The sequence below is a fragment of the Pantoea sp. BRR-3P genome, assembly GCF_039621635.1.
In the GTDB taxonomy this organism is placed as follows: domain Bacteria; phylum Pseudomonadota; class Gammaproteobacteria; order Enterobacterales; family Enterobacteriaceae; genus Pantoea; species Pantoea floridensis.
Genome location: NZ_CP155067.1, coordinates 678,970 through 692,201 on the forward strand (window position 1 = coordinate 678,970; position 13,232 = coordinate 692,201).

A 13,232-nucleotide genomic window follows, 5' to 3' on the forward strand; every position below is an offset into this window, starting at 1 on the left:
AGATCAACTTACAGGTATACTTGGTTTTTTCTCCGCAAAACATAAGGGTAAGCATGATCAATCAGCCGCGACTCGATGAAATTAAACGGATTTTAAGCCACGAAAAACGGGTGCGCGTGACCGAGCTGGCGCAAAAGTTTGTGGTCTCGGAAGAGACTATTCGACGTGATTTGAAGTTTCTTGAAGAGCAGGGCGTATTACGGCGAGTGCACGGTGGGGCCATTTTGCCGGTCTCCAGCGAGGAGCAGCCGCTGCAAATTCGCAGCCGTATCAAACCGCGGGCGAAAGTGCGAATTGGACAGTTAGCCAGCGATCTGGTGGAGGAGGGGATGGCGCTATTTCTTGATACGGGCACCTCAACCCTGGCGCTGGCACAGCAGTTAACGCGCTTTTCGCGTCTGAAAATTATTACTAATTCGATGGATATCGCCGCGTTGCTAACGCAACAAAGCGAGAACGCTGTGACGCTAACACCAGGGCGCGTTCGGCGAAATGATAACGCACTGATTGGCCCCCATACGCTGGAGTTTGCCCGGCAGTTTCACTACGACATCGCTTTCATGGGCATTGGCGCAGTGGATCGGGAAAACGGCTTTATGGACTACGAAGAGCCTGAGGCGTTGTTACGGCGCGTGCTGAGCACGCACTGCCGTCAGAGTGTGATTCTGGCGGATGAAGGCAAATTTGGACTGCGAACCTTTGTGAATACGCTGCCGTTTAGCGCGGTCGACACCTTAGTGACCAATGCGCCTCCTGCGGCAGCTTTTGTAGCGAGTCTGGAGAATGCACATGTCAACATCCTCCATCCCGGCACGGCCGCGGATGACATCACAAGACTATCAGGCGTTTGACGCGCTTTTCGCGCTGAGCAGCAGCATTGGTTCCACTGACGCGGGTGGTCTGCATCGTCTTACTGCTTCGGCTGCGGATAAACAGATGCGCGATGCCTTTTGCCTCTGGCTGAAGCAGCAGGGATTTTCGGTTCATGTCGACGAAATTGGCAATATTTTTGGCTTAATGACGCTGGTCGAAGGAGCGCCGTGGATCCTGTGCGGCTCACATCTTGACAGTCAACCGCAGGGCGGACGATTCGATGGCGCATACGGCGTAACCGGCGCAGCAGCCACTATCGCGGCGCTGGTGCGTCAGTTAAGCGAAAAACCAGCGCGTAATCTGGCGGTAGTAAACTGGACCAACGAAGAGGGCGCGCGATTTCAACCCAGCTTAACCGGGAGTTCTGTCTTTACTGGCGCACTGTCGCTTAAACACGCGCTGGCCTGTGAAGATGCTGAAGGTGTGACATTGCAAGCCGCACTGCGCAGCATTGGCTATGACGGTAACGCATTGCCCCCGCTGCCGTTAGCGGCTTACCTCGAGTTGCATGTTGAACAAGGTCCACATCTTGAGCAACAGCAAAAACAGATTGGGGTAGTAACGGAAACCTGGGCAGCACTGAAGTGGCAGGTGACCTTTCGCGGCGAACAAAATCACACCGGTCCGGCATTGATGTCGCGCCGACGCGATGCGCTGTTAGCTGCGGCACTGACCATTGTAGCGGTGCGCGCTGAAGCCGATCGCCACGGCGAGGTACTACATACTTCGGTTGGCCGTCTGGAAACGGCGCCCAATTCACCTAACGTGGTGACCCGTGAAGCAACGCTGTTTATCGAATTTCGTTCTGCTGACGAAGCACTGCTGCAGCAACTACGTGACAGCTTCAGTCAGCAGATGCAATCCATTGCCCAGCAAACCGCGACGGATGTCAGCCTCGACCGCGCACAATTTCGTCCGCGTCAGCAGTTGGATAACAGCCTCAGTCAGCTGGCGCTGGCGCAGGCGGAAAAACTGGGATTCAGCGCCATGCCAATGCGCAGTGTCGCGGGGCATGATGCCATCAGCCTGAGCTATCACTGCCCCAGCGCGTTGCTGTTTGTCCCGAGCGTGAATGGGCTTTCGCATAACGAACGGGAATTTACCGCCGAGCAAGATCTGCATCGCGGATTAGATGTGCTGATGGCGATGCTCAGTGAACTCAGCTTAGCGCCGGAGGCCGCAGAATGATGGGACGTTTAGAGCAGGCGCTGGCGCGCTGGCAGCCTTCACAACGCGTGGTGATAGCGCCGGGTACCGCAGGTGTGGCCTCGCCGCATCGCTTAGCAACGGAGTGGGCGGGATTTTATGTTACAGCGTCGGAGACACGTTATTACGCCAAAGTCCTGTTTGATGATCAAAAATCGCTGATCGACCTGCAGCGCACCACGGAAATTAGCCGCCAGGCGGGAGAACTGGGCATTGCGCCAGCACTCTGTCACGTTGACGCCGATTTAGGTGTGCTGATTTTTGCGGCGCTGGCTGCCGATTATCGCTGGGCGAAGCTGGAGACCTTCCGCGATCCGCGTCACTTTAACGCGCTCACTCGTACCCTGGATAAACTGCATCACGCCGGTTTACCACTGCCAAGCCAGCAGCGTCAGCAGGATATGTTGCAGCTGCGTCAGCACATTGCCCGGCAAAATGTGGTGTTACCGGACGAACTCCTTTGGCTCGGCGAGTGTGTTGATTTGGCCTGGCAGGCACTGAATGCTGTGCCGTATCAGCCCGTGCTGATTCACGGCGACAATATTGCCAGCAACTGGATGATCAACAGCAAAGGCGACTGGCAAATGCTGGATTTTGATTATGCTGCGCAGGGCGATGCCTGGCACGATATTGCTACTTTGATCCACGAACAGTTGCCCACTGACGATCGCTGGCGCGATGCGATTCGTGCCTGGCGTGGCGCCTGTAGCGAAGCGGATGTCGCGCGCTGCCGCCTATACGCGCTGGTTGATGATTATCACTGGACGCTGTGGGGCATGTTGAACGGCAGCATCAGTTCTCGTGGTCTTGAGTTTGCCAAGCTAGGGCAATGGATGCTGCTGCGCTGTCGACAAAGCGCCAGCGATCCTCGTTTTGAACGATGGTTAACCCTGACGGCGGAGGCAGCATGATGAGCAAACGTCCCGGAGAAGCACAAAACTGGCAGGAACAGCGCGTAGAGCAGGCAATTGCAGCCATGCCAGAATGGCAGGGCAGAGCGGTACATTATCGTCCGGTCAGCGGCGGGATTTCCAACGCAAACTGGCATGTCTCAGTCGACGGTGCGCCGTGCGCCTACTTTGTCAAAATTCCCGGCGAAGGCACCGAACGCTTTATTAACCGCGAAACCGCACATGAAGCGAGCCTGAAAGCCGCACAAACCGGTTACGGCGTGCCGGTGGTGGCCTTTCTACGCGAGTTAGGTGTTGAAGTCTTCGAATTTATTGATGGCTGGCGCGCTTCGTCTAATCTCGATTTTCAGCAGCCGGCCATTCGCCATCGCGCGCTGCATGGGCTGAAAAGCTTTAACGATCAGCCTTTGCTCAAGCAGAACAAAACGGTGTTCGACATGCTCAACGAACACATTGAACAAGTCAAAGCGCTCAAGGTGGTCTTTACAGCAGAGGCGATATGGCTGCACAAACAAGCCGAGCGAGCACAACAGGCGTTAGAGGCCGCCGGTTTGGATTTAGTACCCTGCATGAACGATACGCTTGCCGGCAATTTCATGCTCAATGCGCAGCAGGATATTCGGCTGGTGGATTTCGAATATGCGTCAAATAACGATCGTTGCTATGAATTAGCATTGTGGTTTGGCGAAATGTTTTTCACACCGCAAATTGAACACGAATTACTGGAAGATTATTTTGGCAAAGTGGATAGCGCTTTATTTGCGCGCGTGCAGATCCATAAATATCTTGCCGATATGAAGTGGTCTACCTGGGCTATTATTCAGCATCATGTGGCAGATATTGATTTTGATTTTTCAAAATATGGTGCTTGGAAGAATTTACGCGCTCGCAGTGTATTACATCATCCCGACTGGGAGAATTGGCTGCGAGCGGTATAAACCGCGGGTCGCCACACTGGGTGTACATTCATAGGCACCTGCTATTCAATCTGTTTTAGCTTGAAGTGTTTTAAGTTCACCAGGAAGATGCTGTTTTCAGCAGGTAAGGGAGTGCGCAAACCGTCAATAAACGTTGAGGAGATCGCTATGAGTTCGATGGTCATCGGGCAACAACTGCGCGCCCGCATAAGTATTAAAAATAAAGTCTTTTCCATATATCTGCTTGCATTATTACTGTTAGCGCTTTGCCCACCACTCTATTTAAGTGTAAGTGGCAGCAGCGCTCTGTTTCTTGGGATTCCGCTACCGATTATTTACTGGCTGGCGATAGCCGTATTTTTAGGTATTGGTTTATGGGTAATGTATCTCGCGGAATGCGCATTTGGTGAAATTCCGGCCGATGAGGAAGTATCATGAAAATCAGTGCGGCAGAACCCCACTACGTCATTACTTTCGGCATGATTGGCCTATTTCTGGCCATCATGATCGCGGTGCTTTATGCCACCAATCGTAAAAGCACGTCATTTTCCGATTATGCCGTCGGCGGGCGCTCGTACGGGCCGTGGTATATCGCCATGAGCTATACCAACTCATGGTGGCCGGGCGCAACCTTTACCGCGTTCTTCGCCCTGTCGGTCAGTGGCGTGATCGGTTTTTACGGTGCGGTTTACTCCACGTTAGGCGTAACGGCGATGTATTTGATGGCGCGTCGCGCGTGGAAATGGGGGCAACACTTTAACCTGACCACGCAACCCGATCTGCTGGGCATGCGCTTCAACAGTCCGGCAGTGAAACGCGTGGCGTCAATCATCGGCATTATCTGCGTATTCCCGTGGGTGGTCATGGGGATTCAGGCTCTCGCGCTACTGGTTGAATTCGCCAGTTTTGGCCGCTGGGGCGTCACCACTTGCCTAATCGCAGGCGTATTGTTGATTCTGGTGCGGCAGTACTGGACGGTGAGCATGGGCATGCGTGGGCTGATCATGACCGATATGTATCAGGGCATTATCGCTTACGGGCTGGGCGCGTTGGTGTGTGTCATCCTGCTATTTAGCGGCGATCACGGTTTTGGTCAACTCGCCTCGCTGCCACCGGCAATGCTGCAAATTCCAGGTGCGGAAGGCTCGCATTACGGTCCGTGGTACATGTTCAGCCTGATCTTCACCGGCGTTATCGGATCGATGTGCTGGCCGATGAGCTTCCAGCGCATCTATACCGCCAGCGGTATTCGCGCAGTGAAGAAAGGTACGCTGCTGACTATTCTGCTGGTGGGCGGTTTCTACGCCATCCTGATGCTGTTTGCGACCGCGGTGAGCCAGGATGCAAACGTGCAGGCCAATCCACAAAACGGCTTCTTTACCGCGTTGTTCGATCAAGGCGGCCCGTGGCTGCTGGCAATCGCCCTGGTGATTGTGCTTGCGGCAAGCATTGGTCACGTAGATGGGTGTGTGCAGGTATGTGGCACGCAGTTCGCCAATGACCTCGCCACCTGGAATAAACCGCGAAGCGATCGTCAGTTAACGGTGCTGGCGAAATCAGGCATGGTGGTGTTTATTGTCGCCGCCGCGTTGCTGGCTTATTTCACCTTTAACTATTCGCGGTTGCAGCTGCTGGCGCAGATCTCGTATCAGGGCATTATTCAGCTGGCGGTACCGCTGTTCTTCGGCATCTTTAGTCGTTTTGGCAACAAGCAAGGCGCGCTGCTCGGCATGATGAGCGGCATCATTATCGCCATTGTGCTGACGGTATTCTATCCGGATGACATACCGGCTCTGGGTTCACTGACCAGCGGCATTGTCGGTCTGGCGGGTAACGTCGCGGTGTTTGTGATCTGCGGCCTGCTGATCCCGGTTGATGCTAAAGAGAAAGAGCGGGTGGCAGCACTGTTTGCACTGGCAGACGGTGTGAAACAGCCGCAGGCCAAACCCCTGCTGAATTAATCCATTGCGTTCCTTTGAAAAGCAAGGCCATGATAACGCTCTGATTGCTCATGGAGATTATCATGGCCGCTTCTTCGTCTATGACTATTGGTTTGCTGCTGTATCCCAACGTAACGCAACTCGATCTGACCGGTCCGTGGGAAGTCTTCGCCCGCATGCCGAACGTCACTAATTATCTGATTTGGAAAGATCGGCAGCCGGTGATGTCCGATCGTGGCCTGGCCATCGTGCCCACCGCCACGTTTGCTGACTGCCCCAAACTCGATCTGATCTGCATCCCCGGCGGTCCCGGGCAGATTGCGCTGATGGACGATGACGACACGCTGGAGTTCGTGCGCCGCATGGCGGAGAACGCACAGTGGGTAACGTCGGTGTGTACCGGTTCGCTGATTTTGGGTGCTGCAGGCTTGTTGCAGGGATATCGCGCGACCTCGCATTGGGGTTCGCTCGATCAGCTTAGCCTGCTGGGTGCCACGCCGGTGTCAGAGCGCGTGGTACGTGACCGCAACCGTATCACTGGCGCAGGCGTTACATCGGGCATCGATTTCGCCTTAACGGTAGCGGAAGAGCTGTTTGGACGTGAGATTGCGGAAAATATCCAACTGCAGATGGAATACGATCCGGCACCGCCATTCCATTCTGGTTCTCCACGCAGTGCCTCACCGGCGCGCCTGGCAGAGGCGAAAGCGCAGATAGCAGAATTTATTGCCCGCCGTCGCGTGGCAACCGAGCAGGCCGCAGCGCGTCTTAAGCGCTGACTAACTGTCCCCATTCCAGCTTCAGGCAGCGGTCGGCAAGATGGAAGTAGCGGTCGTCATGTGTGATAACCAAGACGGTTTTTCCTCGCGCTTTCAGCGCCGGTAACAGCTGATGGTAAAACACCTCGCGGAACGCCGGATCCTGATCGGCCGCCCATTCATCAAATAGATAGAAAGGGCGATCTTCCAGCCATGCCACCAGCAGCGCCAGTCGTTTACGCTGTCCCGTGGAGAGCGCTAACGTGGAGAACGTTCCATTTTCAAGCGTCACTTTCTTCTCCAGCTGTAGCGATCGCAGCAATCTCTGCACATCGTTATCTAAGTGCGCGCTATCTATGCCTTGTAAATCGTCGAACAGGTGAAAATCATTGAATACCGTTGAAAATAGCTGGCGATACCCTGCGCGGTTCTTCTCATCGATCGCGACGTCGTCCAGCAACAAGGTACCGCTTTCGGCCTGATACAAACCGGTGATCAAGCGTGCTAACGTTGTTTTGCCGCTGCCATTGCCTCCGGTGAGATAGACCAGTTCGCCGGGCTGAAACTGCAGACTGATCGGACCGAGCTGGAAAACGTCATGCTGATAAGTCAGCGCACGCAGTTCCAGCCGCTGAAATGATTGTGGGGGCTTATCGAAGGCGGTGTGCTCCGGCGGCAGTTGCTGCTGCATTGCGGCGATACGTTTAAGCGCCACCTGCGTCAGGGTGAGGCCAGGCAGGGCGGAAAGCGCGTTTTCAATCGGCACGATCATGTATAGAAACACCATGGCAAAACCGGACATCACGCTGCCCTGCAGATCCAGTACACGCGCAAGCAAAAACATCACTGCCCCGATAAACGCAAAGAAAAATACGCTGGCCCAGATATTCGCCAGTGCATAGAGCACGTAGCCACGCGTGCGTTCAACACGCACCTGTTCAATGGTGTGGAACAATTTATTATGCATGAAGGCGTGTTTGCGCGGAGCGTGCAAGCGTAGCTCTTTCGCGCCACTGAATAGCGCACTGACTTCGCCCGTTAACGCCTCCTCGCGCTGGCGCGACTGACGCATCAGCTGCAGCGCGCGCCGATGGACGCTGCTGTAACCAAGTGAGCCAATCATGATGGTGATGAGCGCAATCACCATCACAGTGAGCGATAAGTAACCGAGATAGGCTATGCAGCCGGTAATCACCGCCAGTGACATCACAAAGCTGGGCAGCGAGATAAAAAACACCACAACCTGATCGAGATCCTGCGTCAGAATACTGAGCGCACGCGGCATGCCGTGCTTTTCCAGATTGGCATAGCCGGCGTCGGCCACCTGCTGTACCAGCTGGCGCCGCAATTCGGCCTTGCTGCGCTGGCCCATCGCCATAAATAGCGACTGACTCAGCGTTCGCGTGCCAAGCATCAACAGCGCCAGCAGAGCAAACTGCCATGCCAGCTGCAAACGTTGTGCATCGCTGGCGTTCAATCCCTGGTTAATTAACGCCAGTAGCGCGGCATTACTTAATCCACCCATCACGCTGCAACCCAGCGCAATAAAAAATAGCGCGCCGCTGGTGCGCAGTAACCGCCGATATATTGCCACATCATCTCCTATGCGTTGGCGCTATTGAGTGGTCGCCACAGCAGCAGTGCCAACCATGGCCCGCCAATTAACGTGGCCATGAGTCCGGCCGGAATTTGTCGCGGGAAGAGCAGATTGTTGCCCGCCCAATCGGCCAGCATTATCACTATTGCGGCGATCAACACCGCCAGCAGCAGTTGCGCCATCGGTTTGCGCGCGCCAAGCTGGCGTGCCAGCTGCGGCGCAAGTAAACCGATGAAGGATAACGGTCCGACAATGAGCGTAGCGACGCCTGTCATGGCGGCGGCCAGAAGCATCAACAGCAGGCGTGCATGGGCAACATTGAGTCCCAGCGACGGTGAAATGTTATGGAGCGGCAACAGCAGCAAGGCGCGCCGCAACAACGGTGTCAATGCCAGCAGCAGCAAGGCCAGCACGAAAGCGAGAGTCGCAATGGGCGTGCTGACATAATAGGTGGAACCGGTCATCAGCTGGCGCAGCATGGCGGCGGCAATACCGTTATTACTGATGACGATCGCCGCGACGGATTGAAACAGCGCGGTAATGGCCAACCCGCTAAGCAGCATGCGCTGAGGATTGAGCGCATAGCGGCGTGCCTGCCACAGCGTTAATCCAAGTGTGAAGAGAGCCCCTAGCGCGCTACTGGCTATCATCACCGCCATTCCCGCCAGTGGCCACAGCAGCAGCTGTGCAGTAATACCCAGCGATGCGCCTGCCCCAATACCGAGCAGTTCCGGACTGGCCATCGGGTTACGGCTAACGCGCTGCAAAATCACGCCGGCGGCGGCCAGCAGCACACCCGACGCGAGCGCGGCGAGCAGTCGCGGCACGCGGAATGGCAGCATCTGGTGCATTTCTGCCAGTGAATTCCAGTGCCAGCCGTGCAGACCTCGCGCAAAATCAAGCGCGATAGCCAACATCAGCAGAAACATCATGATCACCGGCAGCATTGCTATCTGATGGGTGGGAAAAGGAGCGGACGACGGTTCATTGACATCCGGTTGGAAAATGTGGCGCAGGCGCGGCAAAAACCACAGCAGTAGCGGTCCGCCAGCCAACGCAGTCATCATGCCGGTCGGCAACAGCAAACCGTTGATGCCATTCAGGCGACTCACGCCTTGATCGGTTAACCACAATAAGCCAGCAGCCAGCAGCGGCGACCAGATGAGTTTCTGATAGAAATTTTTCGCACCGCTTAACGCAGCGAGATGAGGTGCGGCAAGGCCGATAAAGCCAATCACGCCGACCACGCTGATAACAAGACTGCTGATGGCTAACGCTGAGAGCAGCGAAATAGCACGCACCCATCCTGCCGGTAAACCCACTGAGCGGGTGACGCGCTCATCCAGCGCCAGCAGGCGCAGAGGGCGCAGAATGAATAACACCGGCAGGGCGGCCATTACCAGTCGCGGCAGTAACCACCACAGCGCATGGCTGTTCTCCTGCGTCAATGCGCCTCCGCCCCAGATAAATACGGCAGACAATGAACGATCGTAGAGGATGGATAACAGCAGATTGACGGCACCGCAGTAGAGATTGACGAGCATCCCCGCCAGCGTTAACGCTAGCGGCGTAAAACCCTGGCGCAGGCTCAGCAAAAATACCACCGCAAAAGCGGTAATGGCGCCGCTTAAAGCGATCCATTCACGACTGGCCAGCAGCCAAGTTGGGCCAATCAGTGTCGCCAATGACAGTGCCAATGTCGCCCCGGACGCTATGCCAAGCGTCATCGGCTCTGCCAGCGGGTTACGCAGGGCTTGCTGCATGACAACGCCGGTAAAACCGAGCGCCAGGCCGCACAGCAGTGCCATGCCTTGACGCGGTAACCACATCAGCGTGAACATCTGCTGTTGCAGGCTCGGCATGGCGGTGCCACGTAGCGCTTGCCAAATCGCGCACCACGACAATTGATGGGCAAGTTGTTCAAGACACAACATGAGTGCCATCGCGAACAGCAACAATGTTAACCCGGCGCAGTGACGATTCATGTGTGCGCCTCTAATGCGGCTACTAATGCCTCGGCGAAGCGCACGGCGGTCAGAACGCCACCTTCGGTCGATAAACCGTCCGGCAGCGTCAGTAATCTGTGCCCACCGGGGCGCGTTAAGATGTGCCATAGCGGTGATTGGAGTATCGGATTGAGATCGATTTCCGGCCATGACGGCAACAGCACGAGCCAACCCGGCGGCAAGGAGGTGAGCTGTTCCAGCTCTAGCGTGGCGTAACCCTGCGCACCGACCGTAAATGGCGTGCTGTGCGGCAAATCGAGTAAAACCAGCACGTCATTAAATAAGCTTCCCGTGCCGAGCAACATCACATGCAGCGTATCAAGAGGATGTAATAAATAGATCGGTTTGTCCTGAAAGCGTGCGGCGCGTTGCCGTGCGACAGCCATCCGTGCTAGCAGACTGCGCATTACACTCTCGGCGCGCTGATTCGCACCGGCCAGCTGCGCTAGCGTATGCAGATTTTGCTGCGCGCGTTGCCAGGGCTGTGGGCCACTCACGGGAAAGTAGTGCAGCGGTGCGATACGCGAAAGTTGCGCTTCAGCCAGGCGATGCGCGGGCGTCACCAACAGCTGCGTCGGCTGTAACTCATACAGCGTTTCGTAATTGGGTTGAAACAGCAAACCCACATCTGCAACCTGCTGCGGCAGCGCAGGTTGGCTGAACAGGCGGCGATACCAGTCCGGCGCGGCCACCCCCACTGGAGTGACGTTGAGCAGCAGCGCCATTTCGGTCAATCCCCAATCGAGGATCACCCAGCGCGGCGCGGTATCCGCCCATGTGGGAAATGAATACAGGGCAGCGCCTGTCAGCGCGCCCAGTAAAAGTTGTCGACGACTGATTACCACTGATAGCTCACCGTGGCGATCAGTTGGCGACGTAAACCAAAGTGGCAACCGAGATCGTTACAGTTGCTGATGTACTGTTTATCGGTAAGGTTCTGTAGGTTGAGCCCCAGTTGCCAATCCTGCCAGCGATAGCGCATCATCGCGTCGTAAACCAGTGCTGCCGGCACTTTCAAGCTGTTGTCAGTGGTGGCATAGCTGGTTCCGACGTAGCGTCCGCCACCGCCAATCGTTATGCCCTCTAGCACGCCAGGCAAGGCGTATTCTGTCCACAACGTGGCGCTTTGGCGAGCAATGGCGACGGGCTGCTTACCTTCAGTGTCATCATTGGCAGACAACACTTTCGGGTTGGTCAGCGCATAAGAGGCGTTCACCAGCCAGCGCGAAGTAAGGTTAGCTTTGGCATCCAGCTCAAATCCCTGCGAACGGATTTCGCCGGTTTGTACTGAATAGTTAGCATGCTCAGGATCGGCGGTCAGCACGTTAGTTTGGCGCAGATCGTAAAGAGCGGCGCTGAACAGCGCGTTAAGGCCATTCGGCTGATACTTCACGCCAACTTCAGACTGCTTGCCTTTGGTGGGGGTAAAAGCGTTTCCGTCAAACGAGGTGCCGGCCTGCGGCTGGAAGGAGGTACCGTAGCTAATATAGGGCGCGATGCCGTTATCAAAGTGGTACATCAGGCCTGCTCGACCAGTGGTGGCGTAATCATTCAGTTCAGTACGCGAACCGGCAACCCAGTTCTGGCTGCGAGTTTGTGACCGATCGTAGCGCCCGCCTAGATTCAGGATCCACTGGTTCCACTTCATGCTGTCCTGCAGGTAGAAGCCGAGCTGAGTCATAAACGAGCGATTATGGTTATCGATCAACAACGGATCGACCGGCGTACTGTAATCAGGATTGAGATAGCTGATATCTGACGCCGTACCATAGCCGCTGTTTTGCCGCAGATCGTCGTGCACGTAATCAACACCAAGCGTCAGCGCGTGGTTGACTGGCCCCGTATCCAGATTGCCCTGCAGATTGGTATCCACGTCAAAGGCGTTAAACGACTCAATCACCCGCATGCTGTCACGGCTCACCGTGGCCGAACCGTCATTCACGGTGGCGTTTGGATAGACCATTTGATAATCGCTGCTGGTGTGCAGATAGCGCAGATTCTGGTGCACGCTCCAGATATCATCAAATTTATGCATAAAGTCATAGCCGATACTGGCTTGTTCACGGCGATAGTAATCAAAGCCCGGTTGGCCACCGTAAAACTTATCGGAGTAATTGCCCTGCGCCAGTTTGATCAGGCTGCCTTCCAGCGGTAGCTGATTATAAAATCCGGTGTAGGGATCTTTGCGGAACTGCCCGAGCAGCGTCAGACGCGTGTCGTCATTCGGCTGCCAGGTGAGGGCAGGGGCGATGTCATAATGTTTGTATTTGGTGTAATCGACCTGCGTGTCATTGCGTGACCAGGTTCCGGTCAGGCGTCCCAGCCAATGTTCATCGTTATCCAGCGCGCCGGAGAGATCGAGGCCGGTTTCAAACAGGTTATGGCTGCCGGTACTGACAAAAATCTGGTGGATCGGCTCAGCGGTTGGGCGCTTACTGATTAGGTTTACCACGCCGCCGGGACTTGCCTGGCCGAACGTAACCGAACTTGGGCCTTTCACTATTTCAAGGCGATCTAATAGATAAGTATCGTAATTCGGACGTGACCAATAGGTAACGGTGGGTAAGCGCAGGCCATCCAGATACTCATCGGCAGAAAAACCGCGAATTGAGATGTCATCAAAGCGATAATCTGCGCCGCCACCCTCCGCGCCAATCCCGCTGTTATAACGCAAAGCCTGCGAGACATTCAGCGCCGCCTGCGAGGCCATCTGCGCCTGCGTTATCACCGAAATACTCTGCGGCGTTTCAATCAATGGACGCGTGCTTTTAGTGACGCTATCGGCTTTTTTCGCCACCTGATTCCAGCTGTCAGCATCGGCGCTATCGCTCTCAACGCTGCTGGCGGTAACGGTAAGTGTGCTGTTATCAGCATTGTTTTTCTCCGCCGCCCAGCCCGATGCGCTGCTGATGATCATCAGTAAGAGTGCGCTTAAGGGCGTGCGTTTGAAGGTGCAGTGACCCGGCATTTATTTTCCCCGATATAGTCCAATGGCCTCATTTAGTGATACAAATGATAATCATT

The 13,232-nt window shown here is 55.4% G+C and carries 11 protein-coding genes; 7 read left to right on the top strand and 4 right to left on the bottom strand.

What is annotated here, in order from left to right; all coding sequences use genetic code 11:
* The first annotated feature begins 53 nt into the window (after positions 1–53).
* From AAGR08_RS22610 to AAGR08_RS22640, 7 genes are all read left to right on the top strand, one after another.
* Positions 54–851 carry a DeoR/GlpR family DNA-binding transcription regulator gene (locus tag AAGR08_RS22610; RefSeq protein WP_097098206.1) on the top strand — a complete coding sequence of 266 codons (798 nt, stop codon included), beginning with the start codon at positions 54–56 and terminating at the stop codon, positions 849–851.
* Positions 790–2,061: a Zn-dependent hydrolase gene (locus AAGR08_RS22615; RefSeq protein WP_345830324.1), complete on the top strand. Its 1,272-nt coding sequence runs from the start codon at positions 790–792 to the stop codon at positions 2,059–2,061. Before AAGR08_RS22610 ends, AAGR08_RS22615 begins: the two co-directional genes overlap by 62 nt.
* A complete protein-coding gene (locus tag AAGR08_RS22620; RefSeq protein ID WP_345830326.1) occupies positions 2,058–2,990 on the top strand; it encodes a phosphotransferase in 933 nt (310 codons plus the stop codon). The genes AAGR08_RS22615 and AAGR08_RS22620 overlap by 4 nt, the downstream gene beginning before the upstream one ends.
* A complete protein-coding gene (locus AAGR08_RS22625; RefSeq protein ID WP_345830832.1) occupies positions 2,990–3,928 on the top strand; it encodes a phosphotransferase in 939 nt (312 codons plus the stop codon). Before AAGR08_RS22620 ends, AAGR08_RS22625 begins: the two co-directional genes overlap by 1 nt.
* Positions 3,929–4,075: 147 nt before the next feature.
* Positions 4,076–4,345, top strand: a complete 270-nt coding sequence (locus AAGR08_RS22630) for a hypothetical protein (protein WP_097098203.1) — start codon at positions 4,076–4,078, stop codon at positions 4,343–4,345.
* Positions 4,342–5,868: a sodium:solute symporter family protein gene (locus tag AAGR08_RS22635; RefSeq protein ID WP_097098202.1), complete on the top strand. Its 1,527-nt coding sequence runs from the start codon at positions 4,342–4,344 to the stop codon at positions 5,866–5,868. The genes AAGR08_RS22630 and AAGR08_RS22635 overlap by 4 nt, the downstream gene beginning before the upstream one ends.
* Positions 5,869–5,930: 62 nt before the next feature.
* The gene (locus AAGR08_RS22640) at positions 5,931–6,626 is read left to right on the top strand and encodes a DJ-1/PfpI family protein (RefSeq protein ID WP_345830328.1); all 696 of its coding nucleotides are present in this window, start codon (positions 5,931–5,933) and stop codon (positions 6,624–6,626) included.
* On the opposite strand, the gene AAGR08_RS22645 is transcribed toward AAGR08_RS22640, so the two are convergent.
* The 4 genes from AAGR08_RS22645 to AAGR08_RS22660 are packed head-to-tail and all read right to left on the bottom strand — an operon-like array spanning position 6,616 to position 13,176.
* On the bottom strand, positions 6,616–8,199 hold the full coding sequence (locus tag AAGR08_RS22645; RefSeq protein WP_345830330.1) for a cyclic peptide export ABC transporter: 1,584 nt from the start codon (positions 8,197–8,199) through the stop codon (positions 6,616–6,618). The two genes, AAGR08_RS22640 and AAGR08_RS22645, sit on opposite strands and share 11 nt — an antisense overlap.
* 8 nt (positions 8,200–8,207) lie before the next feature.
* Complete coding sequence (gene fhuB, locus AAGR08_RS22650) at positions 8,208–10,187, bottom strand: Fe(3+)-hydroxamate ABC transporter permease FhuB (protein WP_345830332.1); 1,980 nt, start codon at positions 10,185–10,187, stop codon at positions 8,208–8,210.
* Entirely contained in the window at positions 10,184–11,053 is an 870-nt protein-coding gene (locus AAGR08_RS22655; protein ID WP_345830334.1) for an ABC transporter substrate-binding protein, read from the bottom strand. Before AAGR08_RS22655 ends, fhuB begins: the two co-directional genes overlap by 4 nt.
* Entirely contained in the window at positions 11,047–13,176 is a 2,130-nt protein-coding gene (locus AAGR08_RS22660; RefSeq protein ID WP_345830336.1) for a TonB-dependent siderophore receptor, read from the bottom strand. Before AAGR08_RS22660 ends, AAGR08_RS22655 begins: the two co-directional genes overlap by 7 nt.
* Positions 13,177–13,232: the final 56 nt, after the last annotated feature.